This is a genomic window from Actinoplanes sp. L3-i22 (genome assembly GCF_019704555.1).
Classification (GTDB): Bacteria; Actinomycetota; Actinomycetes; order Mycobacteriales; family Micromonosporaceae; genus Actinoplanes.
In genome coordinates, this window is sequence record NZ_AP024745.1 from 5,613,392 (window position 1) to 5,637,029 (window position 23,638).

Annotated in this window: 25 protein-coding genes; 8 read left to right on the forward strand and 17 right to left on the reverse strand. The window is 71.2% G+C overall.

Going from position 1 to position 23,638, the window contains the following annotated elements:
• Window positions 1–25: 25 nt before the first annotated feature.
• From L3i22_RS24960 to L3i22_RS24985, 6 genes are all read right to left on the reverse strand, one after another.
• Window positions 26–1,702, reverse strand: coding sequence for an ABC transporter substrate-binding protein (locus tag L3i22_RS24960; RefSeq protein ID WP_255658566.1), 1,677 nt, complete (start codon window positions 1,700–1,702; stop codon window positions 26–28).
• Window positions 1,703–1,783: 81 nt separating this feature from the next.
• Window positions 1,784–2,518, reverse strand: coding sequence for a phosphatase PAP2 family protein (locus L3i22_RS24965; protein WP_221329372.1), 735 nt, complete (start codon window positions 2,516–2,518; stop codon window positions 1,784–1,786).
• 55 nt (window positions 2,519–2,573) lie between these two features.
• Window positions 2,574–3,479 carry an NADP-dependent oxidoreductase gene (locus L3i22_RS24970; protein WP_221329373.1) on the reverse strand — a complete coding sequence of 302 codons (906 nt, stop codon included), beginning with the start codon at window positions 3,477–3,479 and terminating at the stop codon, window positions 2,574–2,576.
• A gap of 167 nt (window positions 3,480–3,646) precedes the next feature.
• Window positions 3,647–4,504 (reverse strand): helix-turn-helix transcriptional regulator, encoded by an 858-nt coding sequence (locus tag L3i22_RS24975; RefSeq protein ID WP_221329374.1) that lies wholly within the window; start codon window positions 4,502–4,504, stop codon window positions 3,647–3,649.
• Window positions 4,505–5,011 (reverse strand): MarR family winged helix-turn-helix transcriptional regulator, encoded by a 507-nt coding sequence (locus L3i22_RS24980; RefSeq protein WP_221329375.1) that lies wholly within the window; start codon window positions 5,009–5,011, stop codon window positions 4,505–4,507. It lies immediately after the preceding gene.
• Between the two features lie 46 nt (window positions 5,012–5,057).
• A complete protein-coding gene (locus L3i22_RS24985) occupies window positions 5,058–6,488 on the reverse strand; it encodes an aromatic amino acid lyase (protein ID WP_221329376.1) in 1,431 nt (476 codons plus the stop codon).
• Window positions 6,489–6,612: 124 nt separating this feature from the next.
• On the opposite strand from L3i22_RS24985, the gene L3i22_RS24990 reads away from it, so the two are divergent.
• From L3i22_RS24990 to L3i22_RS25010, 5 genes are all read left to right on the forward strand, one after another.
• Window positions 6,613–7,659: an ABC transporter ATP-binding protein gene (locus L3i22_RS24990; protein WP_221329377.1), complete on the forward strand. Its 1,047-nt coding sequence runs from the start codon at window positions 6,613–6,615 to the stop codon at window positions 7,657–7,659.
• On the forward strand, window positions 7,656–8,309 hold the full coding sequence (locus L3i22_RS24995) for an ABC transporter permease (RefSeq protein WP_221329378.1): 654 nt from the start codon (window positions 7,656–7,658) through the stop codon (window positions 8,307–8,309). Before L3i22_RS24990 ends, L3i22_RS24995 begins: the two co-directional genes overlap by 4 nt.
• Window positions 8,306–8,992, forward strand: a complete 687-nt coding sequence (locus L3i22_RS25000) for an ABC transporter permease (protein WP_221329379.1) — start codon at window positions 8,306–8,308, stop codon at window positions 8,990–8,992. The genes L3i22_RS24995 and L3i22_RS25000 overlap by 4 nt, the downstream gene beginning before the upstream one ends.
• A gap of 20 nt (window positions 8,993–9,012) precedes the next feature.
• The gene (locus L3i22_RS25005; protein WP_221329380.1) at window positions 9,013–9,945 is read left to right on the forward strand and encodes an ABC transporter substrate-binding protein; all 933 of its coding nucleotides are present in this window, start codon (window positions 9,013–9,015) and stop codon (window positions 9,943–9,945) included.
• Between the two features lie 137 nt (window positions 9,946–10,082).
• A complete protein-coding gene (locus L3i22_RS25010; protein ID WP_221329381.1) occupies window positions 10,083–11,285 on the forward strand; it encodes an EAL domain-containing protein in 1,203 nt (400 codons plus the stop codon).
• Between the two features lie 63 nt (window positions 11,286–11,348).
• Here L3i22_RS25010 and L3i22_RS25015 read toward each other — a convergent pair whose 3' ends face one another.
• The 4 genes from L3i22_RS25015 to L3i22_RS25030 all read right to left on the reverse strand — a co-directional run bounded on the left by L3i22_RS25015 (window position 11,349) and on the right by L3i22_RS25030 (window position 15,380).
• Window positions 11,349–12,128 (reverse strand): MerR family transcriptional regulator, encoded by a 780-nt coding sequence (locus tag L3i22_RS25015; RefSeq protein ID WP_221329382.1) that lies wholly within the window; start codon window positions 12,126–12,128, stop codon window positions 11,349–11,351.
• 19 nt (window positions 12,129–12,147) lie between these two features.
• Complete coding sequence (locus L3i22_RS25020; protein ID WP_221329383.1) at window positions 12,148–12,909, reverse strand: ABC transporter permease; 762 nt, start codon at window positions 12,907–12,909, stop codon at window positions 12,148–12,150.
• Window positions 12,906–13,703: an ABC transporter ATP-binding protein gene (locus L3i22_RS25025; protein ID WP_221329384.1), complete on the reverse strand. Its 798-nt coding sequence runs from the start codon at window positions 13,701–13,703 to the stop codon at window positions 12,906–12,908. The genes L3i22_RS25020 and L3i22_RS25025 overlap by 4 nt, the downstream gene beginning before the upstream one ends.
• A gap of 126 nt (window positions 13,704–13,829) precedes the next feature.
• Window positions 13,830–15,380 (reverse strand): DHA2 family efflux MFS transporter permease subunit, encoded by a 1,551-nt coding sequence (locus L3i22_RS25030; RefSeq protein WP_221329385.1) that lies wholly within the window; start codon window positions 15,378–15,380, stop codon window positions 13,830–13,832.
• A 284-nt stretch (window positions 15,381–15,664) separates the two neighbouring features.
• On the opposite strand from L3i22_RS25030, the gene L3i22_RS25035 reads away from it, so the two are divergent.
• From L3i22_RS25035 to L3i22_RS25045, 3 genes are read left to right on the forward strand one after another with little or no spacing between them, the layout of a single operon-like run.
• The gene (locus L3i22_RS25035; RefSeq protein ID WP_221329386.1) at window positions 15,665–16,021 is read left to right on the forward strand and encodes a PadR family transcriptional regulator; all 357 of its coding nucleotides are present in this window, start codon (window positions 15,665–15,667) and stop codon (window positions 16,019–16,021) included.
• Window positions 16,018–17,391 (forward strand): permease prefix domain 1-containing protein, encoded by a 1,374-nt coding sequence (locus L3i22_RS25040; protein ID WP_221329387.1) that lies wholly within the window; start codon window positions 16,018–16,020, stop codon window positions 17,389–17,391. The genes L3i22_RS25035 and L3i22_RS25040 overlap by 4 nt, the downstream gene beginning before the upstream one ends.
• Window positions 17,392–17,446: 55 nt before the next feature.
• Window positions 17,447–18,115 (forward strand): Type 1 glutamine amidotransferase-like domain-containing protein, encoded by a 669-nt coding sequence (locus L3i22_RS25045; RefSeq protein WP_255658567.1) that lies wholly within the window; start codon window positions 17,447–17,449, stop codon window positions 18,113–18,115.
• A 10-nt stretch (window positions 18,116–18,125) separates the two neighbouring features.
• Here L3i22_RS25045 and nadE read toward each other — a convergent pair whose 3' ends face one another.
• From nadE to L3i22_RS25080, 7 genes are all read right to left on the reverse strand, one after another.
• On the reverse strand, window positions 18,126–18,950 hold the full coding sequence (gene nadE / locus L3i22_RS25050) for an ammonia-dependent NAD(+) synthetase (RefSeq protein WP_221329388.1): 825 nt from the start codon (window positions 18,948–18,950) through the stop codon (window positions 18,126–18,128).
• Between the two features lie 23 nt (window positions 18,951–18,973).
• Window positions 18,974–19,753, reverse strand: coding sequence for a hypothetical protein (locus L3i22_RS25055; protein WP_221329389.1), 780 nt, complete (start codon window positions 19,751–19,753; stop codon window positions 18,974–18,976).
• On the reverse strand, window positions 19,750–20,481 hold the full coding sequence (locus L3i22_RS25060; RefSeq protein WP_221329390.1) for an ABC transporter ATP-binding protein: 732 nt from the start codon (window positions 20,479–20,481) through the stop codon (window positions 19,750–19,752). Before L3i22_RS25060 ends, L3i22_RS25055 begins: the two co-directional genes overlap by 4 nt.
• Window positions 20,482–20,555: 74 nt before the next feature.
• Window positions 20,556–21,224 carry a response regulator transcription factor gene (locus tag L3i22_RS25065; protein WP_221329391.1) on the reverse strand — a complete coding sequence of 223 codons (669 nt, stop codon included), beginning with the start codon at window positions 21,222–21,224 and terminating at the stop codon, window positions 20,556–20,558.
• Window positions 21,221–22,342 carry a sensor histidine kinase gene (locus L3i22_RS25070; RefSeq protein WP_221329392.1) on the reverse strand — a complete coding sequence of 374 codons (1,122 nt, stop codon included), beginning with the start codon at window positions 22,340–22,342 and terminating at the stop codon, window positions 21,221–21,223. Before L3i22_RS25070 ends, L3i22_RS25065 begins: the two co-directional genes overlap by 4 nt.
• Before the next feature lie 63 nt (window positions 22,343–22,405).
• A complete protein-coding gene (locus tag L3i22_RS25075; protein ID WP_221329393.1) occupies window positions 22,406–22,597 on the reverse strand; it encodes a hypothetical protein in 192 nt (63 codons plus the stop codon).
• A gap of 343 nt (window positions 22,598–22,940) precedes the next feature.
• Window positions 22,941–23,624: a DUF6461 domain-containing protein gene (locus tag L3i22_RS25080; protein WP_221329394.1), complete on the reverse strand. Its 684-nt coding sequence runs from the start codon at window positions 23,622–23,624 to the stop codon at window positions 22,941–22,943.
• Window positions 23,625–23,638: the final 14 nt, after the last annotated feature.

Below are 23,638 nucleotides of genomic sequence, written 5' to 3' on the forward strand. Positions count from 1 at the left end.
ACCCGGACCGCGGCGACACCCGGCGTCACTTGGTGATCGAGACCGTGTTGAACGTCTCGGCGGTCAGCGGGCTGGGCACCAGACCCTGGACGTTCTTCGTGGTGACCAGGGCCGGCGGGGCGTGCCAGATCGGCACGGCCGGCAGCCACTTGCTGGCGAGATCCCGGTTGACCTGCTCGAACGCGGCCTTCTTGGCGGCCTGGTCGACTGTCGCGTCGGCCTTGTCGATGGCGGTGAACATGTCGGTCATCGCCTGGTCGCCGAACTCGATCTTGGGGCGGCCGAAGAACGTGCCGACGAAGTTGCCCGGGTCGTTGTAGTCGCCGGTCCAGCCGAGGATGTGCAGGTCCTGCTTGCCGAACTGCTGCACGTCGTCCTTGAAGCCGCCGTTCCACGGCCGGGGGACCCCGGTGACCTTGATCCCGGCGGCCTGCAGGTCGTTGGCCAGCACGGTGAAGATCTCCTGCGGGTTCGGCATGTACGGCCGGGACACCTCGGTCGGGTAGTAGAAGTTCAGCGTCAGGCCGGTCGCGCCGGCGTCGGCCAGCAGCTGCTTGGCCTTGTCCACGCTGTAGTCGTACTTCTGCACGTCCGGCGCGTAGCCGAGCACGCTGCTGGGCAGGAACTGGTCGGCCACCGCCGAGCCGCCCGGGCCCTTGGTCTGCACCAGCTGGGCGCGGTTCAACGCGTACGCGATCGCCTGTCGTACCCGAAGGTCTTTGAGTTTGGGGTTGTTCTTCTGGTTGATGCCCAGGTAGAGGATGTTGAAGGCGGGCCGTTCGAGCACGTGGTAGCCCTCGCCGGCGAGCGCCTTGCGGTCGGCCGGGGCCGGGAAGTCGATCGCCTGCACGGTGCCGGCGCGCAGCTCCTGCTTGCGGGTGTTCTCGTCCTTGATGACCTTGATGATCATCTTGTCGACCTTGGCCTTCTCGCCCCAGTAGTCGGGGTTGCGGTTCAGGGTGATCTCGCCGGTCGCCTTGTTCCAGCCGCCGTAGGTGAACGCGCCGGTGCCGGTCGGGTGGTCGGTCGCGAACGCGCTGTACGAGAACGAGTCGCCGCTCTGCTTCACGGTGTCGCCGTCGTACTGCTTGATCGCGGCTGGGCTGGCGATCGAGAACGCGGTGAGCGCGAACGCGCCCGGGAAGGCGCCCTTGTACCGCTTCAGGGTCAGCACCGCGGTCGAGGCATCCGGCGCCGTGCAGTTGTCGTAGACGGCGTCCGGGCTGCCGGCGAACCCGCCGAACACGTCCGCGTAGTAGATCATCTGGGACTGGGCGGCCTCGCCCTTCATGTTGTACCAGCGGTCGAAGTTCGCGCAGACGGCGGTGGCGTCCAGCGCGGTGCCGTCGTGGAACTTGACGCCCTGGCGCAGCTTGAACGTCCAGATCTTGCCGGTCGGGTCGTTGGCCCAGCTCTCGGCCAGGCCGCCGGTCAGCTCGGCGGTGCCGGGCTTGTGGGTGACGAGCGTGTCGTACATCTGCCGGATCGGCCGGAACGACTCCCCGTCGTCGTTGAAGATCGGGTCGAAGTTCTTCGGGTCACCGGCGCCCGCGAAGATGAAGGTGCCGCCGGTGGTGTCCTTGCCGGCGCCGCTGTCGCGGTCGCTCTTCGCACAGCCGGCCGCGCCGATCGTCATCGCCGCGACGGCACCGGCGGCGATGACCGCCCGGAGCCGGTGCGTTCGCATTCGTGGTGCACGCATCGGGTTCACTCCGTCCTATTAGTACGGACAAAAGCGATGACTGCTGGTCACCGCTGGCGTGACCCTAACCATTGATGAAGATCAACGTCTTGGGCTGGTACCGGATTGTGTCCTTTCAATTTTCCGACAGAATCCGGTCCAGCGACGATCGGCGCCGATCGCGATGGCCGCGGAGAGCAGGACGAGGCTGCCCGTGACGTCGAGCAGGTAGTGGTTTCCGGTGGCGATCACGTCGGCCACCATGAGCAGCGGGAACAGCCAGGCGAGCCGGGCCGGGCCGGGATGCCTGCCGCGCAGTGCGGTCCACACGGCGAAGGCGCACCACAGTGCCCAGCCCACGTGCATGCTGGGCATGGCCGTCAGGTGGTCGGGACGCGTCCAGCCCGCCCCGCCCAGGAAGTCGTAGCGGGCGACGATGTCGACCGTGCCCGGCAGGGCGAGACGCGGCGGCGACATCGGCGCCAGCCAGTAGATCGGCAGGACCAGGACCATCATCGCGACCATCGTCCGGCGGACCCGGCGATAGACCTCCGCGTGCCGGACCACGACCCACAACAGAACTCCGGCGACCACCGCGTAGTACAGCCGGTACAGATACACCGCCAGGTGAGCGGGGAACGGGTGCCCGGCCAGCCAGCCGTTCACGCCGCGCTCGATGTCGAGGTGCATCGCGTGTTCGGCGGACTGCAGGGCCGCCGCGTTCGCGGCGGCGGCGGTGAGGTCGCGGCCCGCGGCGGCGGCCAGACGGGTGAAGAGCGCGAACCAGAGCACCAGCAGAACCAGCTCGACGAGCCCACGGGCGTGCCGGACCTTCACCCGGCCACCGTAGTGCCTTGCGGGGGCCGCACGCGCGGCCCCCGCACCCCGGCGATCAGGCGACGATCACGGTCTTGCCGGGCAGCTCGCCGGCCGCGGCCTGGGCGTGCACGCGGGCCAGCTCGGCCAGCGGGACCCGCTGGCCGACGTCGACCCGCAGGGTCCCGGCGTCGACCAGGGTCACCAGGTGGGCCAGCTGGGCGGCGTCGCTGCGGACGAACAGGTTGACGCCGCGGACGCCGCGCTTCTCGTCGGACGGCGCGGGCATCCACACCGTGGTGTTCACCAGCACGCCGCCGTCGCGGATCACGGTGACCAGTGCGGCCAGCCGGTCCGGCTCGACCGGCGCGAGGTTGAGCACGACGTCGACCGGCTCGGTCACCGCGGCGATCACGTCGGTGCCGGTGTGGTCGATCACCTCGTCCGCGCCGGTGACGCTCCTGCCGGTGGCGATCACGTACGCGCCGGCGGCCTTGGCCAGCTGCACGGCGTAGCCGCCGACCGCCCCGCTCGCGCCGTTGATCAGCACCCGCTGGCCGGCGGTCAGCTTCGCGTGGTCGAACAGCGCCTGCCAGGCGGTCAGGCCCACGGTCGGCAGCGCCGCGGCGTCGGCCAGCGGGAGGCTCGCCGGCGCCGCGGTGAGGATCCCGGCCGGGGCGAGCACGAACTCGGCCGCCGCGCCGGTGCCGGTCATCGGCAGGAACCCGACGACCCGGTCACCGGCGGCGAAGCCCTCGCCCGGCGTGACGACCGTGCCGGCCACGTCGAGGCCCGGCGTGTGGGGGAGGGTCACCGGGATCGGGCCCTGCATGAAGCCCGCCCGGATGTTGCCGTCGACGCCGTTGAACGACGTCCCGGCGACCCGGATCAGCACCTCCCCGGCGCCGGGGACGGGCTGCTCGGCGTCCTCGTAGCGCAGGACGGTCGGGTCGCCGTACTCGTGGAAACGCACTGCCTTCATGGCTTGCTCTCTTCTCTCGATCCCGCAGGTGCTTCGTTTTCGAAGCACTTCGTAACCATAGCGCGCTTCGAATTCGAAGCAACCATGGAGTGGTGTGAGCCGGCCGACAGTCGGCCGGGGCACTGGGTCAAGCTTGGCGGGAACCCGCGGTCAGGAGAATGTCGCCGTTATCCGCGGACTGCCGGACCATGGATAAAACGGTCGTCGCCGCCGATCAGGCGCTGCAGCTTCGCGTCGCTGGGCGAGCCCGGCCGGGCCAGGAAGACCAGCAGGTCCTGGCCCTCGTCCGGATCCACCAGCCGGCGGCTGTACAGCTCCAGCTCACCCAGCTCCGGGTGCCGGTACCGCTTGAGCTCGTGGTGATGGGTGACGTCCACCTCGTGCCGCCGCCACACCTCGGCGAACTCCGGACTGACCGCCAGCAGCGCGTCGACGATCGCACCGGCCGTACCCCCGGGGTCGGCCGTGTAGGCCGCCCGGAGATCCACGGTGAAGACCCGCCCGCGCAACGCGTGATCCTCGGGCGGATAGAGCGCACGTTGCGCCGGATCGGTGAACCACCGGTAGACCAGGTACCGCGACATCCCGCTGAACCGGGTGAAGTCGCCGAACAGGGCCACCGCCCCGCGGGTCTGCATCAGCGCCTCGCCGAACCGGGAGAACACGATCGCGGCGGTGTCCGCCGAGAGGCGCTCGACGATCCGCCGCATGGCCGCGCTGACCTGCTCGTCCGGCAGCGTGTGCCGGGGCGCCGAGTAGCCGCCGAGGCCGAACAGGTGCGCCCGCTCACCCGGGCTCAGCTGCAGCGCCTGCGCCACCGCGGCGAGCATCTGCTCGGACGGCATCGGGCCGCGCTGCTGTTCGAGCCGGCTGTAGTAGTCGGCCGACATGCCGGCCAGCACCGCCACCTCCTCGCGCCGCAGCCCGCCGGTGCGGCGCCGGGCGCCGCGGGGGAGCCCGACGTCCTCCGGCTGCAGCGCCTCCCGGCGCGCCCGGAGAAAATCGGCCAGCAGGGCCCGATCCATTCAGCCGGCCCGCTTGCGCCCGGCCCGGGGCTTCGCCGACCGCGGCGGGGTGGCCCGCATGTGATCGCGGACCCGGCCCAGCACGGTGCTCAGGGCGGCCAGGTCGGTGCCGGTCATCGGCTCGATCAGCAGGCCGCGGACCCGGTCGACGTGCCCGGGCAGCACGTGGGCGACCAGATCGCGGCCGGCGTCGGTCACGGTCACCATGACGCTGCGCTCGTCGTCCGGGGAGGGTGCCCGGGTGATCAGGCCGCGCTTGTCCAGCAGGCCGGCCTGGTAGGTCAGGCCGCTGCGGCTGTACACCAGGCCGTCGGCGAGATCGGTCATCCGCAGCCGGCCGTCGGGGGCGTCGACCAGGCGGGCCAGGATCTGGAACTGCACGTAGCTGAGGTCGCCGTCGGCGCGCAGGTGCTCGTCGACCGCGTACTGGAGCAGGCTGCTGACCTCCATGAGCGCGAAATACGCCCCGAGTTGGTCGGCATTCAGCCCGGCGGCCGGATCAGTCACCCGGCCATGCTACGTGCTTTGAATTCGAAGAGCATTACGGTACGGCTCAGACGAGCGAGGCCAGGGCCGGGAGGGTGGCGACCGCGTGCTCCAGGTCGGTGCCGAGCGGCCGGTCGTCGAAGCCCGGCTCCAGGTCCTTGGCGGCCAGCTCGAAGGCGTCCCGGGCGACCCCGTCCGGGATCCGGCCCGGCGCCATCCGCAGCGCCCGGACGGCCGCCACCAGCTCGGCGGCGAGCAGCGTCGGAGCGAGCCGGGTCATCCGGCGTAGCGACCGGGCGCCCTGGGTAGCAAAGCTGGCGTGTTCCTCCAGGCCGAGCGAGATGGTCAGCGTGCCGGCCGCGATCGGCTGCATGCCGACCCGGATCTCGGTGAGCACGTCCTGCACCACGTACTCGCCGATCATCAGCCCGGAGCTGCCGGCCGGCCCGTCCGCGAGGAAGGCCCGCAATCCGGTCATGTCGGGCCGCATCAGCAGCCCGACCCGCGCCGACGACAACGACAGAACCGGAAGAAAAGCACTGCGTACGGCGTCCAGCCCGGCTGCCAGCGTCGCCGTGTGGAACTGGCCGTGATGCAGCACACCGTCGTCGGTGACCAGCGGGTTCTCCACGGCCGCGTTGAGCTCGGCGGTCAGCACGTCGTGCAGCGACCGGGCGGCGTGGATCGCCGGCGCGGTGACCTGCGGCACCACCCGCAGGCCGAACGGGTCCTGGATGCGCAGCGGCGGCGCGCACCCGGCCACCAGCGCGCTGAGCAGCGTCGCCACCTCGACCTGGCCGGGGTGGGCACGGGCCCGGTGCACGGCCGGATGGTAGGCCTCCGGGTTGCCGCGCAGGGCCAGGAACGACAGCGCGGCCACCACCACCGACGCCCGGATCAGCTCCTCCACCTGGTCGAGGGCGAGGATCGAGGTGGCGACGGTGAGCGCGCTGGAGCTGATCATCGGCAGGGCGTCGGTGCCGTCGATGGTGATCACCGGGCCGTTCCCGGAGCGCCACGGCCGCTCCCCGGCCAGGGTCAGACCGAGCTCGGCCAGCGCGGACAGGTCCGCCGTCCCGATCGCACCCCACGGATGCAGACTCGGCACCGCGCCGTCCCGCAACGCCGTGGCGAGGGCTTCCGCCACCCGCCGGGAAACCCCGGAACCACCAGCCAAAATCTGATTGAGCCGGACGGCCATGGTGGCGCGCGCCGTAATGTCGTCCTCCTCGGGCCCGACCGCCGCGCAGTGGCTGCGCAACAGGCGCAGTCCGTGCTCGCCCGCGTCGGTCATCTCGTGCCGGTTGGCCCCGACGCCGGTGTTGGCGCCGTAGACGGCGCCCCGCTCGCGGGCCTCGTGCAGCCGGGTGTGCCGGGCCTCGACGAAGCGCAGCGCGGCCGGGCCGACGTCGGCCACCGCCTGTCCGGAGGCGATCGCGAGCAGACCGGAGATCGACAGTGTTCGTCCGTCGAGGGGAACGTCGTTGGCGGACTGCATGTAACCTCCTGCCCGCAAGTTAAGGAGCCGTAACACCTCTCACGTGCCCGTTGACTTGTTATTCACCACCGCACAAGTATGAATAGCAGTATTCACGAGACAGTCCGCCACCGCCAGGAGCGCCATGATCACATTTGAGGACGTCGTCAAGGTCTACCCCGGTGGGAGCACCGCGGTGGACCACCTCTCGATGGAGTTGCCCACCGGGAAGATGACGGTTCTCGTCGGCCCGTCCGGTTGTGGCAAGACCACCTCGCTCCGCATGATCAACCGGATGGTCAGCCCCACCTCGGGCCGGATCCTGATCGACGGCCGGGACGTGGCGACCCAGGACGAGGCGGTGTTGCGGCGCGGCATCGGCTACGTGATCCAGCACGCCGGGCTCTTCCCGCACAAGACGGTGCTGGACAACGTGGCGACCGTGCCGCTGCTGCTGGGTCAGACCCGGCGTGCGGCCCGCGCGGCGGCCCTGGAGCTGCTGGAACGGGTCGGGCTGTCGGCCGAGTTCGCCGGGCGGTACCCGGCCCAGCTCTCCGGCGGCCAGCAGCAGCGCGTCGGCGTCGCCCGCGCGCTCGCCGCCGACCCGCCGGTGATGCTGATGGACGAGCCGTTCAGCGCGGTCGACCCGGTGGTGCGCGAGGGCCTGCACCGCGAGTTCCTCCGCCTGCAGCAGGACCTGGGCAAGACCATCGCGATGGTGACCCACGACATCGACGAGGCGATCAAGCTCGGCGACCACGTCGCGATCCTCCGCGAGGGCGGGCACCTGGCCCAGTTCGGCACCCCGCAGGAGCTGCTGGAACAGCCGGTCGACGACTTCGTGGCCGGGTTCGTCGGCCGCGACCGGGGCCTGCGCAGCCTCTCCTTCGACACCGCGGCCGACCTGCCGGTCAGCCCGCTGACCTCGCCGGACGGCGCGGACCTGGTGCTCGACGAGGCCGGCCGGCCGCTGGGCTGGAAGCGCGGCGGCGGCCCGCTGGAGCCGACCGCCGGGGTGTTCACCACCGCCGACTCGCTGCGGATGGTCACCGACCTGGCGATCACCTCCCCGGTCGGGGTCGCGGTGCGGGTCGGGGCGGACGGCCGGGCGGACGGTCTGGTGCCCCACCACGACCTGGTCGACTTCCTGGCGGCCCGGCGGGACCGGCGGGCGGCGGAGCGCACCGCATGATCCAATACCTGACCAACAACCACGAGGTGGTGCTCGCCGCGCTGCGGCAGCACATCTACCTCGCGCTGCTGCCGGTGCTGTTCGGCCTGCTGCTGTCGCTGCCGATCGGCTACCTCGGGGTCCGGTTCCCGTGGTTCTACCACCCGCTGGTCAACGTCTGCGGCGTGCTCTACTCGATCCCGTCGCTGGCGCTCTTCGTCTTCCTGCCGGTGATCCTCGGCACCAAGATCCTGGCCCCGATGAACATCGTGGTCGCGCTGACCATCTACACCGTGGCGCTGCTGGCCCGGACGGTCGCGGACGGCCTGCGCGCGGTCGACCCGGTGATCACCCAGTCCGCCACCGCGATGGGCTACCGCCGCCTGCGCCGGCTGCTGGACGTGGAGCTGCCGGTCGCGGCGCCGGTCATCCTGGCCGGCCTGCGGGTCGCCACGGTCTCCAACATCAGCCTGGTCAGCGTCGGTGCCCTGATCGGCATCGGTGGGCTCGGCCAGCTGTTCACCCGCGGCTTCCAGCTGTTCTACCTGGAGCCGATCATCATCGGCATCATCCTGTCGGTGCTGCTCGCCGCGGTGGCCGACCTGATCATCGTGCTCGTCCAGCGGGCGCTCACCCCCTGGACCCGGTACCAGCGCGGAGGCGCCGCGTGAACCTCTCCTACCTCTTCGACTCCGCGCACTGGGACCTCAGCGCGCCCGGCGGCTTCCCGCAGCTGATCCTGGCCCACCTCGGCTACGTCGCGCTGGCCCTGCTGATCGGCACGGTCATCGCGCTGCCGGTCGGGCTGTACATCGGGCACACCGGCCGGGGCTCGTTCATCGCGATCAACTCCGGCAACGCCGGCCGCTCGCTGCCCACCCTGGGCCTGCTGATGCTGATGGTCACGCTGCTCGGGCTCGGCCTGACCCCGGTCCTGATCGCGCTGACCGTGCTGGTCATCCCGCCGATCCTGACCTCGGCGTACGCCGGCATGCGCACCCTGGACCACCGCGTCGTCGACGCGGCCAAGGGGATGGGCATGCGCCCGTGGCAGGTGCTGTTCAAGGTCGAGGTGCCGATGGCGCTGCCGGTGCTGATGAGCGGCTTCCGCAGCGCCGCCCTGCAGGTGGTCGCGACCGCGACCGTGGCGGCCGCGGTGGGCCTCAGCGGCCTCGGCCGCCTGCTGATCGACGGCCTGGCCGTCAACGACTACTCCCGCGTCCTGGCCGGTGCCATCGTCGTCGCCGTCCTCGCTGTCCTGCTCGATCTGTTCCTCGCGCTCGTACAGCGCTGGATCGTCTCACCCGGCATGACCGGACGGGCCCAGTCCCGTTCGCGTCGCGCCACCATCTGAAACCCACCGGAAGGTCGAACATGTCCCGCATACGTTCCATCGGCGCCGCGATCGCCGGCCTCGGCCTCGCCCTGTCGCTGACCGCCTGTGGCGCCGACAGCGACCCGCTCGCCGACGACAAGGCCGGCAGCGGCACGTCGGCGTCCACGGTCACCGTCGGGTCGGCCAACTTCGCCGAGAGCGAGCTGCTCGGCGAGATCTACGCCCAGGCCCTGGAGGCCAAGGGCGTCACCGTCAAGCGGCAGTTCAACATCGGCGCCCGTGAGCTGTACCTGAAGGCGCTCCAGGACAAGTCGATCGACCTGCTGCCCGAGTACAACGGCGCACTGCTCGCCGCGCTGCAGACCGGCGGCGTGCCGGAGAACATCAGCAGCCCGGCCGACGTGCTCGCCGCGCTGAAGAAGGTCCTGCCGGCCGGCACCGAGGTGCTGGAGCAGTCGGCCGCCGAGGACAAGGACACCCTGACCGTCACCGCGGCCACCGCCACCAAGTACAACCTGAAGAGCATCGAGGACCTCAAGGCCGTCGCCCCCACCCTCAAGGTCGGCGCCGGTCCCGAGTTCCAGGAGCGGCACCAGGGCCTCAAGGGCCTGGAGTCGGTCTACGGCGTGAAGTTCAAGGAGTTCAAGGCCCTCGACGCGGGTGGCCCGCTCACCATGAAGGCCCTGGTCGACGGCAACATCGACGTCGGCAACATCTTCTCCACCGACTCCGGCATCGCGACCAACAAGCTGGTCGTGCTGGCCGACCCGAAGAACCTCTACACCTCGCAGAACGTCATCCCGCTGATCCGTACCGAGGCGAACAACACCACCGTCTCGGGCGCACTCAACGCGGTGTCGGCCAAGCTGACCACCGAGAACCTCACCACCTACCTGGCCAAGGTCCAGGTGGACAAGCAGGACAGCGCCACCGTGGCCAAGGCCTTCCTCACCGACAACGGCCTGCTCTGATCACCGTCTGACCGCACCACCCGCCGGCCGGCGGCGGCTTCCCAGCCGCCCCGGCCGGTTTTCTTCAGGCCGAGGGCCGTCCGGCCGATGGATCCTCGGCGTGACCGACAGCGGTCAGCCTGAGGGCGGGGGACGGCGTGACGCAGGTACTGACGGAGGACCCGGCCCGGACCGGCGCCGCCGCCGTGGCGACGCTCATCCGCGAGCGGCGGGTCGACCCCGTTCTCCAGCCGATCGTCGACCTGGCCACCGGCGCGGTGGTCGGCGTCGAGGCGCTGGCGCGCGGCCCGGCCGGCACCGACCTGGAACGCCCTGACCAGCTGTTCGCCGCGGCCACCCGGGCCGGGCTGCTCGGCCCCCTGGACATGCTGTGCGCCGAACGGGCGCTGGAGGCCGCGCTCGAGATGCCGCGGAAGCCACCGCTGGTGTTCCTCAACGCCGAGCCGGCCGCCCTGAACCAGCCGGTGTCCGAGCGCCTGATGCGGCTGCTGCTCAGCGGCCTGCCGTTCCGGGTGGTCACCGAGTTCACCGAGCGGGCGCTGTCCACCGTTCCGGCCGCGCTGCTGAACATCGCCGGGCAGTCCCAGGAGCTCGGCAACGGCATCGCGCTCGACGACGTCGGCGCCGACCCGATGTCGCTGGCGTTCCTGCCCTTCGTCGACCCGGAGGTGATCAAGCTGGACATGCACCTGCTGCGGAATCCGTCCGCCGCGGCGACCGCCGAGGTGTGCGCGGTGGTCTCGGCCACCGCCCGCCGTGCCGGCGCGAAGATCATCGCCGAGGGCATCGAGACCGCGGCCGACGTGGCGACGGCCCGCGCGCTCGGCGCGGACTGGGGCCAGGGCTGGCACTTCGGCCGGCCGGCGCGCCCGGCGGACCTGCGCCTGTCCACGATCGCGACCGAGACCGGCCTGCGAGCGTCCCGGCCGGGCCTGCACCGGCCGGTCGGCAGCCCGTACGAGGTGGCCCTGAGCAGCGGCGCGCACGTCATCGACGAGCCGGCGGCCCGGCGCGCCCTGGAACAGGTGGCCACGGCCGTGCACGGCCGGCCGCACGTGGTGGTCCTCGGCTCGTACTGCAGCCCGGACGCCCTGGCACAGTGGCAGCCCCAGGCCGACCAGGTGATTCAGCAGGCCCTCTACACCGCGGTGCTGGAGCCCGGCGGCGACGAGCCGTTCCCCGGCGAGAGCTGCATGATCGTGATGACCCCGCACCACTCGGTGGCGCTGTGCCACCGGACCGGCGGCACCGTCCTGCGGACCGAGGACCCGGCCGCGGTGGCGTCGATCGGCCGGGTCGTCCTGCAGCGACTCACCGCGGCGTCACTGCCGGCGAGCTGAGTCGCCGGCCCCGTCCGTACCCAAGGAAGGTTTTTCTGGGGTTGATGAGGCCGCCTCTGGGGCTCAGCTGGGCGGCTTCGGCAGGCGTTGCTGGCGGGTCCAGCTCACCCAGCCGCGCTCGCGCATCAGGTCCCGCATCCGCCGCGCACGGGGGTCGGACTCGGTGGCGAGCGCGTCGAGCAGGTCGAACGGCAGGTCGTCGCCGGTCTGCTCGGGGCCCATCACCTCGCCCGCGGTGTACGCCTCGTCGGCCAGCGCGGCCATGATGTCGGCCGCCTCCACCACGAGCTTCTCGTCCGCGGGATCGCTGTCCATCAGCTCCGACAGCACCCGGTACAGCCGCACCATCCGTGGATCCGCCAGCTGCGCCAGCTTGGCCGGCATCCACTCGCGGACCTGCTCGGGCCAGCGCGCCGTCATCAGGATCCAGCCGTCCCGTTCGGCCGCCACGATCCGTTCGGACGCGCCGATCTCCAGCAGCCGCCGCAGGTAGAACGTGACCTCGTCGGGGAGCGCCGCATGGTCGCCGGCGGCGAGCCGGGCGATCTGCTCGCGGCTCACCGCCCGCTGGGCGATCTCGGCGGCGAGCCGGGCGTCGATCCGCGCGACCGCCGCGGCGAACGCCGGCGCGTCGGCCCGCAGCAGCGCGTCGATCTCGGACAGCGGCACCCCGGCGTCGGCCAGCGTGCGGATCTTGATGAGGGACACCACGGCGGTCGCGCCGTACCGCCGGTAGCCGGAGGCATCGCGCTCCGGCTCCGGTAGCAGGCCGACATGGTGGTAGTGCCGTACCGCGCGCACGGTGACGCCGGCGTACCCGGCGAGCTGTCCGATCGTCAGCATGCTCCGATCCTGCCGCCGGTCAGGAGATTCTGCGACGGTAGGTCCGGGTCGCGAACAGGAACGCGACCACCAGGATGCCCACGCACCAGGCCAGCGCCGTCCAGATCCCGCCGCCGACCGGCTGCCCGGCGAAGAGGTTCCGCAGCGCGTCGACGATCGAGGTGACCGGCTGATGCTCGGCGAACGCGCGCACCGGCCCGGGCATCGACCCGGTCGGCACGAACGCCGAGCTGATGAACGGCAGGAAGATCAGCGGGTAGGCGAAGGCGCTCGCCCCGTCCACCGACTTGGCGGTCAGCCCGGGAAGCACCGCGATCCAGGTCAGCGCGAGCGTGAACAGCACCAGGATGCCGGCCACCGCCAGCCAGCCCAGCACGTCCGCCCCGGTCCGGAACCCGATCAGCAGCGCCACCAGCAGGACCACCACGATCGAGATCAGGTTCGCGACCAGCGACGTCAGCACGTGCGCCCACAGCACCGCGGACCGCGCGATCGGCATCGACTGGAAGCGCTCGAAGATCCCACCTTGAAGATCAAGAAAAAGACGATAGGCGGTGTACGAGATACCGGACGCGACCGTGATGATCAGAATGCCGGGGAGCAGATAGTTCACGTAGGACTCGGTCCCGGTCTCGATCGCCCCGCCGAACACGTACACGAACAGCAGCATGAACGCGATCGGCATGATCGCCGTGGTGATGATGGTGTCCGGGCTGCGCGCGATGTGCCGCAGCGACCGGCCGGTCAGCACGCCCGTGTCGGTCAGGAAGTGCTTGTTCACCGGTTCTCCCCGTTCTTCCGCGCGCTCTCCTCGCTTTTCCGCGCGCCGACGAGGGTGAGGAACAGGTCCTCGAGGGTCGGCTGCTTCTCCACGTACTCCACCTTGGCCGGCGGCAGCAGGCGCTTGAGCTCGGCCAGCGTGCCGTCCACGACGATCCGGCCCTCGTGCAGGATCGCGATCCGGTCGGCGAGCCGCTCGGCCTCCTCCAGGTACTGCGTCGTCAGCAGCACCGTGGTCCCGCCCCGGGCCAGTTCCCGGACCGCCGCCCACACCTCCAGACGCGCCTCCGGATCCAGCCCGGTGGTCGGCTCGTCCAAGAAGACCACCGGGGGATCGCCGATCAGACTCATCGCGATGTCCAGCCGCCGGCGCATGCCCCCGGAGTAGGTGCCCACCCGCCGGCCACCCGCCTCGGTCAGGGCGAAGCGCCGCAGCAGGTCGTCGGCGATCACGCCGGGGCCGGACAGGTGCCGCAGCCGGGCCACCATGACCAGGTTCTCGCGCCCGGTCAGGATCTCGTCGACCGCGGCGAACTGCCCGGTCAGGCTGATCGACTCGCGCACCTCGCCGGCCCGGGTCGCGACGTCGAACCCGTTGACGGTGGCACGTCCGGCATCGGCGCGCAGCAGTGTGGACAGAATCCGGATCAGGGTGGTCTTGCCCGCCCCGTTCGACCCGAGCAGCGCGAAGACGCTGCCCCGCGCCACGCTGAGGTCCACCCCGCGCAGCACTTTCACATCCTTGAAGGCCTTCTCCAGACCTTCCACCCGAATCGCGGGCCCCAGATCGTTCATGCGGCCATCATCGAAGGTTGACCCTGCGTCAGGGTCAAGCCGCAAGTTCCGCCGCGATCAGCGGCGAAGCACGGTGGCCCGCACGATGATTCGTGCGGGCCACCATGGTGTCGAAGGTGCGGGAGGTCAGTGCATGATCACCGGTGCGGCGGCGGGCTCCCCGTCCGCGAGGTGCGACACCTCGCGCTTGCGGGGCAGGAACAGCGCGGCCACCACGGTGAGCAGGACCAGCCCGACCGCCACCCAGTAGGTGTCGGCGAAGGCCTGCGCCGCCTGGGCGAGGCCTTCCTCGATGCCGGCCGGGCCGAGCTTCGCGGCGATCGCCGGGTCCTGCCAGGACCCGATCGCCGGCATGGCCAGCTGCTTGTCCTTCAGGCCGTTGGTCAGGATCACCGACATGATCGCGACGCCGACCGAGCTGGCGATCTGCTGGGTGATGTTGAGCAGCGTCGACCCGCGGGCCACCTCGGCCGCCCGGAGCGTCTTGAGCGCCGAGGTCATGATCGGCATCATCGTGCCGCCCATGCCGAGGCCCATCACGAACAGGGTCACGATCAGATACGCGTACGACGTGGTCGAGGTGATCTGGGTCAGGCTGATCATGCCGGCCAGGATGAACAGCAGGCCGAACGGCACGATCCGGCCGACCGGGATCTTGTCGGAGAGGGTGCCGGCGATCGGCATGGTCATCATCGCGCCGAGCCCCTGCGGGGCCACCAGCAGACCGGCGTGCAGCACCGACAAGCCGCGGATCTGCTGGAAGTAGGTCGGCACGAGCAGCAGGCCGCCGAAGAACGCCACCGCGAACAGGAACATCGTGATGATGCTGACCGCGAGGTTGCGGTTGCGGAACAGCCGCAGGTCGAGCAGCGGGTGCTTGGGCTTGAACGAGTACAGCACGAAGCTGACCACCAGGAGCAGGCCGATGATCCCGGGGATGAGCACCTTCGGCGCGCCGATCTTGCCCTCGGCCGGGATCGAGGAGACGCCGTAGAGGAACAGCGCCAGGCCGGGCGACATCATCAGCATGCCGACGAAGTCGAACGTCTCGGACGGGTGCGGCGCGTCCTTGGGCAGCACCAGGAACGCGTAGACCAGGGCGGCCAGGCCGATCGGCAGGTTGATCAGGAAGATCCAGTGCCAGCTGGCCGCGTCGATCAGCCAGCCACCCAGGATCGGGCCGCCGATCGGGCCGAGCAGCATCGGCACGCCGAGGATGGCCATCAGCCGGCCCATCCGGTGCGGGCCGGCGGCCTTGGTCATGATCGTCATGCCGAGCGGCATCAGCATGCCACCGCCGAGGCCCTGCAGCACCCGGAACCCGATCAGCATGTTGATGTTGGTGGCCATGGCGCACAGCACCGACCCGATGGTGAACAGGCCGATCGCGGTCATGTAGAGCCGCTTGGTGCCGAACCGGTCGGCGGCCCACCCGGTGAGCGGGATGACGGTGGCCAGCGCCAGGGTGTACCCGGTGACCGTCCAGGCGACGGTCGAGTACGGGAGCGGCTGACCCTCCGTACCGAAAGTGGTCTGGAAGGTTGGTAGTGCGACGTTGACGACGGTGATGTCGAGAATCGACATGATCGCACCGAGGACGACGACTCCGGCGATCTTCAAGATGTCGCCGGTGATCCGCTGATCATCCGCAGCGGCGGGCGGGGCAACCTCAGTCATGAAATCCTCTTCGGGGCAATTGCGCCGTGTGGCGTACGTCAGGCGAGACGCTGCCACCACCCGCTGGCATGCAACGCACATGGCGCTGGCACGGACATCGGCAGGTCCTGTGTCGAACCTAGACCCGGAGTCCGTCCCGGGTGACCCCGATCCGGCAGCGCGCCGTTTGATGTACGCCACACGTGGCCGTCCCCGCAGGCTGATCGGTGAAGATCACCCGCTTGCGGCGGGTGATACCTAGATCTACTATGCCTTGGACTTCTAGGTATGAAGGGAGGGCGCCCGTGCGGGTGACAAAGGATCTCGTGGCCGCCTCGGCGACGCCGATCGTGCTCGGCATCCTCGTCGAGGGCGAGAGCTACGGCTACGCCATCCTGCGGCGGATCAGCGACCTGTCCGGCGGCGAGCTGAACTGGACCGAGGGCTTCCTCTACCCCCTGCTGCACCGGCTGGAGAAGCTCGGTCACGTCGAGGCCACCTGGCAGACCGTCCCGGGGGAGCGCCGGCGGAAGTATTACCACATCACCGAGCAGGGCCGGGCCGAACTGGCCGAGCAGCGCCGCCAGTGGCAGACGGTCGTCGAAGCACTCAAACAGGTCTGGCCCGGCGCCGGGACCTTTCCCCTGGAAGGATTGGCGTGACGGTGACCAACGGTCAGGACGAACTGGAGGCGCTGTTCGCGCAGTGGCGTGAGCACGTGCGCCGCCGCCCGGAACTGTCCTCGTCCGACGCCGACGAACTCGAGGACCACCTGCGCAACTCGGTCGACGAGCTCACCGGGGTCGGGCTGCGGCCCGACGAGGCGTTCCTCATCGCGGTCAAGCGGATGGGCGGGCTGGACGACCTGTCCCGCGAGTTCGCCCGCGAGCACTCCGAACGGCTGTGGAAGCAGCTGATGTTCACCGGCGAGGCCGAGGACGGGGCGAAGGCCGGCCGGTCCCGGCGCGACCTGATCGCCATGGTGGCCTGCGCGGCCGGCGCGGCGATCTCGATCAAGGTGCCGGGGTGGTTCGGGCAGAGCTTCGACGACGACGGCAACTTCTACACCACCAACCTGGCCCTGTTCGCGCTGCCGTGGCTGGCCGCGTTCCTGGTCTGGCGCCGGCGGCCCGGCCCGGTGGTCGCCGGGGGACTGGCGGCGCTGTTCGCGCTCGGCGCGGTCGGGGCGAACATCTTCCCGGTCGACGAGGACTCGCAGTCGATCAACCTGATCGCGACCCACCTGCCGCTCGCGTTGTGGCTGGTGGTCGGTGTCGCCTACATCTCCGACGACGTGCGCTCGGCGCGCCGGCGGATGGACTTCATCCGATTCAGCGGCGAGTGGTTCATCTACCTGGTCCTGATCGGGCTCGGCGGCGGCGTGCTGATCGTGTTCCTGACCGGCACGTTCAAGGCCATCGGGCTGGACTCCGGCGACTTCATCTCGAACTGGCTGCTGCCCTGCGGCGGGATGGCCGCGATCGTCGTCGCCGGCTGGCTGGTCGAGGCCAAGCAGGGCGTCATCGAGAACATCGCGCCGGTGCTGACCCGGCTGTTCACCCCGCTGTTCGCGGTGGTGCTGCTGGCCTTCCTGGTCGCGGTGGTCGTCAACGGCCACGGGATCGACGTCGACCGGGACAACCTGGTGATGTTCGACCTGCTGCTGGCGCTCGTGCTGGCCCTGCTGCTCTACTCGATCTCGGCCCGGGACCCGCTGGCCCCGCGCGGGACGTTCGACGTGCTGCAGCTGGTGCTGGTGGTCAGCGCGCTGGTGATCGACGCGCTGGTGCTGATCACCATGGCCGGGCGGATCGCCGAGTACGGGACCACCCCGAACAAGGTGGCCGCGGTCGGCGAGAACATCCTGCTGCTGGCGAACCTGGCCTGGTCGGCGTGGCTGGTGCTGGGCTTCGTCCGCCGCCGGAGCACCTTCGCGGCCATCGAGCGCTGGCAGACCAACTACCTTCCGGTGTACGCGGTGTGGTTGTGGGCCGTGGTGTTGATCCTGCCCCCGGTGTTCGGCTTCCGCTGACGCGGCGGCGGGGCCCGCCGTGCGCGGGCCCCGCCGGCCGTGGTTGGCTCCACCGGTGGAGCTTCTGCTGACGTCGACCGGCCTGCACAACGACACCCTGCGCGACGCGCTGCGGGACATGCTGGGAAAGCCGTTCGGATCGGCAAACATGGTGTATGTCCCGACGGCGGCCGTCGCCGAGCCCGGTGACCACGGCTGGTTCGTGGCGGACCTGGTCCGGTTGCACGGCCTGGGCTGGCGCGAGTTCTCCGTGCTGGAACTGAACGGGCTGCCGCCGGCGACGGTGCTCGACCGGCTGCGCCGGGCCGACGTCGTCTACGTCGAGGGCGGCAGCCACTATCACCTGGCGCGCAGCGTCACCGGGAACGGGCTGGCCGACGGGATCCTGGACGCTCTCGAGGGCCGGGTGTACGTGGGGGTCAGCGCCGGGTCGATGATCTTCAGCCGGAACCTCACCGAGCGCTCCGCCGAGGTGCTCGGGGACGTGGCGGACCTGCACGTGCTCGGGGCGACGACGCTGGAGCCGCCGTTCGGGCTCTTCGACTGGTATCTGAAGCCGCACCTCAACTCGCCGGAGTTCCCGGAGCGGGACGACGCCTGGGCCGACCGGATCGTCGCGCGGGCCGACTTCCCGATCTACTTCATCGACGACGACACGGCCGTACGGGTCAGCGGCGACAAGGTGGACGTGGTGTCCGAGGGCCGGTGGCGCTTCCACCCGTGAGCCGGCCGCCTCACCGCCACCAGTCGTCGAGCGGCGTGACGGGGACGGTCCGCTTGTGGCGGGTGGCCAGGAAGGTGGCCTCGATCCTCGCGGCGACCTCCGGGGTCACCACGGCACCTTCGAGGTAGTCGTCGATCTCGCCGTACTTCAGGCCCAGCGCCTCCTCGTCCGGCAGGGCCGGCCGATCGTCCTCCAGATCGGCCGTGGGGATCTTCTCCCAGGTGCTGCGCGGAGCACCCAGTTCGCGCAGCAGCGCGGCACCCTGTCGCTTGGTCAACCCGGTCAGCGGTGTCACGTCCGCTCCGCCGTCGCCGTACTTCGTGAAGAAACCGGTCACCGCCTCGGCCGCGTGATCGGTGCCGACGACCAGCATGTTCAGCTGCCCCGCGACGGCGTACTGGGCCACCATGCGCTCCCGGGCCTTGACGTTGCCGCGGACGAAGTCCCGCAGCCGCTCCTCCCGCAGGGCCGCCGCGGCCTGGGCGGCGGCCGCGTCCGAGCTGGACTTCACGTCGACGGTGACGGTCCGGTCGGGCTGGATGAAGGTGAGCGCGATCTGTGCGTCGGCCTCGTCGGCCTGCACGCCGTACGGCAGCCGGACCGCGACGAAGGTCGCCGGGGTCCCGCCGGCGCGCAGCTCGGCGCAGGCCAGCTGGCACAACCGGCCGGTCAAGGCGCTGTCCTGGCCACCGCTGATGCCGAGGACGTATCCGGTGGCGGGGGTGGACTGAAGGTAGGCCGTCAGGAAGTCGACCCGCCGGCGGATCTCGTCCGCCGGCTCGATCGAAGCCCGGACGCCGAGTTCGGTGATGATCTGATCACGAAGGTTCGCCACCCGCGTACTGTATGCGGCCCGGGTCAGACGATGTCGCGGTCGCGGGTGAGCAGGAACGCGCCGAGCAGCAGCAGTACGGTGTAGCCGCCGAACACGGCCGCACCCACCGGCTGGCTCAGCACGTGGGCGCCGGTCAGGCCGGTGCCACCGTCCGGCCCGGCGGGAAAGGCGAGCGCGCTGCCGCTCTGCCCGGGCAACCAGCGGGCCAGGCCCGGCGCGACCCCGGCGAGCACCGTCTCGATCACGAAGAACAACGTGAGCGCCCCGGCCAGGCTGATCACCGGATCGCCGGTCAGCGCGCCGGCCCCGAGCCCGAACAGCGTCGCGAGCAGCACATACCCGATGCCGCCGAGGGCGATGGCCGCGAGATCCGCAAGGTTCAGAGCCGACGGTACGCCGCGCAGGTGCACCCCGGCGAGCACCGCCCCGATCGACACCGCCGTGGCCACCGCCCCGATCAGCGCACCCACCGCCCCGTGCACGACCACCTTGGCGCCCAGCACCCGGCCCCGCCGCGGACTGACCAGCAGGGTGCCGGTGAGCGTGCGATGCCGATACTCCCCGGCCATGCCGAGCACCCCGAGCACGATGCCGACCACGCCGGCCACCGTGGCGCCGGTGCAGGCGATCGTCCGCTGGGCGAAGTCCCCGCTCAGCGCGAACCGCCCGGTGCCGACCGGCGCGACGACCACCGGCAGCACCACGGTCAGCAGTTCCAGGCCGAGCAGGGCGATCAGCAGCCAAAAGGTCGTCCGGGTGGAGCGGATCTTCCGCCACTCCGAGCGCAACAGGTCCCGGGTCATCGGGCCACCGTCCCGGTCAGCCGCAGGTAGGTGTCCTCGAGCGCGGCAGCCGGCGCGGTGCCGTCCGGCGCGTCCCGGGTCAGCTCGGCGAGGGGCCGGTGGATGAGCAACCGCCCCGCGGCCATGACTACCACGTCGTCGACGGTCCGGACGATCTCGGAGAGCTGATGACTGGAGATCAGCACCGTCCGGCCCCGGTCGGCCATGCCCCGCAGCAGGTCCCGCAGCCACCGGATGCCGGCCGGGTCCAGCCCGTTGGTCGGCTCGTCGAGGATGACGATCTCCGGATCGCCGAGCAGGGCCACCGCCAGGGCGAGCCGCTGCCGCATGCCGAGCGAATAGCCGCCGACCCGCTTGTCCGCCGCCGAGGACAACTCGACCAGGTCGAGCAGCTCGTCGCAGCGGCTGTCGGGCACGCCGGCCGCGGCGGCCAGCACCCGCAGATGATCCCGGCCGGTCCGCCCGGGGTGGGCCTGCGAACCGTCGAGCGCCGCGCCGACCAGCGTGGCCGGGCGCGGCAGCCGGTCGTACCGGACCCCGCCGACGGTCGCCGTCCCGCCGTCCGGACGGATCAGGCCGAGCAGCATCCGCAGGGTGGTGGTCTTGCCCGCGGCGTTCGGGCCGAGCAGGCCGGTGACGGCGCCGGCCCGGACGTCCAGGGTGAGCCGGTCGACCGCCGTCGTGGCGCCGAAGCGCTTGGTGAGGTCGCGCAGCGCGATCGTGGTCATGCCGCCGACGCTACGGACGCACCGGGTCCGGCCGCGTCCCGCCGCGGAGCGGGCTTTCCGGTAGCTCCCGGGAGCTACCGCCCGTGGCCGGCCAGGCCACTGTCGTACGCCACCACCACCGCCTGCGCCCGGTCGCGCACCCCCAGCTTGCCGAGCAGTCGGCTGACGTGGGTCTTCACCGTCTCCTCGGCGACCACCAGGCGCTCGGCGATCTCCCGGTTCGTCAGTCCCCGGGCGATCAGCACCAGCACCTCGGTCTCGCGCCGGGTCAGCGCCGCCACCCGCGCACTCGCGGCGGCCAGCGCCCGCGGCGGCCGGGCCCGGACGAAATCCGCCAGCAGCCGCCGGGTCACGGTGGGCGCGAGCAGGGCCTCACCCGCCGCCACCACCCGGACGGCGTGCACGAGTTCCTCGGCCGAACAGTCCTTGAGCAGGAATCCGCTCGCGCCCGCGGCCAGCGCCTCGTACACGTGCTCGTCGAGGTCGAAGGTGGTCAGAATCAGCACCCGGGGCCGAGGTCCGGTCGTACCGTCGAGGATCTCCGCGGTGGCCGCCAGGCCGCTCAGGACCGGCATCCGGATGTCCATCACGATGACGTCCGGGTCGGCCCGGGCGGCCAGGTCCACCGCCTCCCGGCCGTCGGCGGCGAGCCCGACGACCTCGATGTCACCGGCGGCGCCGAGCATCGTGGCCAGCCCGTGCCGGGCGATCGGCTGATCGTCGGCGACCACCACGGTGATCACCGGTTCCGCTCCGCGTCCTGGTACCGGGCCGGCAACTCGGTCTCGACCACGAACCCGCCCTGTCCGTCCGGGCCGGCGCGCATCTCGGCGCCGAGCGCGGACGCCCGCTCCCGCATCCCGATCAGCCCCAGCCCCGACCCGGACCGCGCCGGCGGTCGCGGACCGCGCGGCCCGGTGTCCGCGACGCGGACCTTCAGCAGGGCGTCCTCCACCCGGACGTCGATCCGGGTATCCGCTCCCGGCGCGTGCCGGGCCGTGTTGCTCAAGGCTTCCTGCACGATCCGGTACGCGGCGAGCTGCACGCCCGCCGGGACCTGCTCGACCGGACCGCGCATGACCAGCTCGGCGGTGACGCCGGTACGCCGGGTCGCGTCGAGCAGGCCGGGCAACTCGGCGAGACCGGGTTGCGGGGACTGATCGCGCAGCGCGCGCAGGGCCGCGCGCATCTCGGTGAGACCGTCCCGGGCCAGGCCGTGCACCACCCGGAAGGACCGGACGGCGTCCGGCGGCAGGCCCGCCGACCGCAGGGGCGCCGCCTGCGCCTCGATCGCGATCATCGACAGGTGGTGGCCGACCACGTCGTGCAGTTCACGCGCGATCCGCGCCTGCTCGTCGAGCACCGCGAGGTGCGCGCTCTCCGCTCGCAGCCGCTGCTGGGCGAGGCGCCGGCCCCGGACGATCTCCCCGGCCCACACCGCGCCGGCGGCGGCCGCGCCGGCGAGCAGCAGCAGCCCCGGCGAGAGCGGGACCGTCCACCCGGCCGGGGCCAGCACACCGGCCGCCGTGACGGCGAGGACCGCGACGCCGGCCCGCCGGCCCCGGTGCGCGGTCAGCAGCCCGAGCAGGACGAGCAGCGCGAAGCATCCGGCCGCCGGCCACGGCCAGCCCAGCCGGCCCTGCCCGTACCCGGAGAACGTGCACCAGCCCGCCGCCGTGACGGTGACCAGGGTCGATGTCAGGGGTGCCGGGCGGGCGGTCAGCAGCGGGAGGGTGAGCGCGGCGCCCAGCACGACGGCCGGCACCGGCGGCATGCCCCACTGCCCGGCCTGCAGCACCGCCAGCAGCAGCACGGACATGATCACTGCGGTGGGTCGCAGGGGAATCGCACGTCCCGTCACGATGCCACAGTAGGCGCTGCGCCGGACCGACCGACGCCCGTGACCGTCCGGCAAGGTCCTCGGTCAGATCGGTCCGGCCCGAGGTGGCCGTAGCTCGTACCGGAACGGCCAGTCGCGCAGCAGCAGCTCGGCAAGGGCCACCGCCTCACCGGCATCGGTAGTCTCCGCCACGATCGTCGCGCGCTCCCGGGTGCTGAATGCCTGCCCCCACCACACCAGATAGCGGGCCGGATTCGCCGCGAGACCGATGCTCACCGGCGGCGCAAGACCATCGCAGAGAGGCCCGTCAAACCGAAGAAGAAACATGCTGAGGTACGGCCGAAATCGGGCCAGGGAACTGTCCTCGGCCGCACGCACCAATCGAGCCATGCCAGCCGGACAGCCCGGGGCGGAGTCTCGGGCATGAGCGTCGCCACGCTCGCCCCGGCCAAGCACCGTCGCCCATTCCTCAGCGCAGCCATCGCTTGCCGCCGGCTCCATGCCGGTCAATATATTCCGCCGAACAACAGCGCGGCCGTGGTGATCACCGGGTGCACGCATCTGCCGCCCGGGATGTGGCTTCATTCGACGCGTGTCTGTCGAGCCCGGATACTCAGGTTCAGTTGGCGGGTTGCAGGCCGGGGTTCGGGTTCTCCCGCTCCCACGCGGCGGTGCCGGCGTCGTACACGGCCGTGACCAGGTAGGAAGCTGAATGCAGCGACGCGGCGGTCATCGGCACCCCGGTGAGGCGTTCGGTCAGCGCGAACGCGGTCTCGGTCGCATCGGCGTTGTCGCTGTCCTGATCGTCCGGAGTGAACCCGGCCGCGCGCATGTCCGCGAGGAGGGCGTCCGGCCGGCTGCCGGTCCGGTCGCCGGGGTCGTACGGATCGAAGGCGACCTGCAGCCGGCCGTTCTTGATCACGGCGAACCGCGAGTCGAGTTCAACGTTGCGGGAGTGGGTGACCACGGTCGTGCGGGCCGACAGCCGTTCGAGGAGGTCGTCCCTGAGCGCGAGCACCCCGATGTCCTCGACGACCAGCGACCACCCCGGCATCCCGGCGACGGCCATCACCGTCTCGCCGCCGCGCCGGCCGGGAAAGGATTCCCACTCGGCCCGCCAGCCAGTTGTCCGGAGCCGGCGGCCGCCGAGCCTCTGGACCACCTGTTCCGGGGTGAGCCCGGCGATCCAGGTGAAGCAGAAGCCCTCGGTGAGTTCGTCGTTGGCCTCGAACCAGCCGTAGTCGCTGCTGACGGCCAGGCCTGTCGGCGACGACTCGGGCAACCGTGCGGCTGGTGTCTCCATCGGCCCGGACGGCA

Excerpts from the sequence above, each read along its gene's own strand:
- L3i22_RS25080 (WP_221329394.1), bottom strand. The coding sequence starts at position 23,624 with ATGGAGACACCAGCCGCACGGTTGCCCGAGTCGTCGCCGACAGGCCTG.
- L3i22_RS24960 (WP_255658566.1), bottom strand. The coding sequence starts at position 1,702 with ATGCGTGCACCACGAATGCGAACGCACCGGCTCCGGGCGGTCATCGCC.
- L3i22_RS25005 (WP_221329380.1), top strand. The coding sequence starts at position 9,013 with ATGTCCCGCATACGTTCCATCGGCGCCGCGATCGCCGGCCTCGGCCTC.
- L3i22_RS25025 (WP_221329384.1), bottom strand. The coding sequence starts at position 13,703 with ATGAACGATCTGGGGCCCGCGATTCGGGTGGAAGGTCTGGAGAAGGCC.
- L3i22_RS24990 (WP_221329377.1), top strand. The coding sequence starts at position 6,613 with ATGATCACATTTGAGGACGTCGTCAAGGTCTACCCCGGTGGGAGCACC.
- L3i22_RS25055 (WP_221329389.1), bottom strand. The coding sequence starts at position 19,753 with ATGACCCGGGACCTGTTGCGCTCGGAGTGGCGGAAGATCCGCTCCACC.
- L3i22_RS24975 (WP_221329374.1), bottom strand. The coding sequence starts at position 4,504 with ATGGATCGGGCCCTGCTGGCCGATTTTCTCCGGGCGCGCCGGGAGGCG.
- L3i22_RS25015 (WP_221329382.1), bottom strand. The coding sequence starts at position 12,128 with ATGCTGACGATCGGACAGCTCGCCGGGTACGCCGGCGTCACCGTGCGC.
- L3i22_RS24970 (WP_221329373.1), bottom strand. The coding sequence starts at position 3,479 with ATGAAGGCAGTGCGTTTCCACGAGTACGGCGACCCGACCGTCCTGCGC.
- L3i22_RS25030 (WP_221329385.1), bottom strand. The coding sequence starts at position 15,380 with ATGACTGAGGTTGCCCCGCCCGCCGCTGCGGATGATCAGCGGATCACC.
- L3i22_RS24995 (WP_221329378.1), top strand. The coding sequence starts at position 7,656 with ATGATCCAATACCTGACCAACAACCACGAGGTGGTGCTCGCCGCGCTG.
- L3i22_RS25060 (WP_221329390.1), bottom strand. The coding sequence starts at position 20,481 with ATGACCACGATCGCGCTGCGCGACCTCACCAAGCGCTTCGGCGCCACG.
- L3i22_RS24985 (WP_221329376.1), bottom strand. The coding sequence starts at position 6,488 with ATGCAGTCCGCCAACGACGTTCCCCTCGACGGACGAACACTGTCGATC.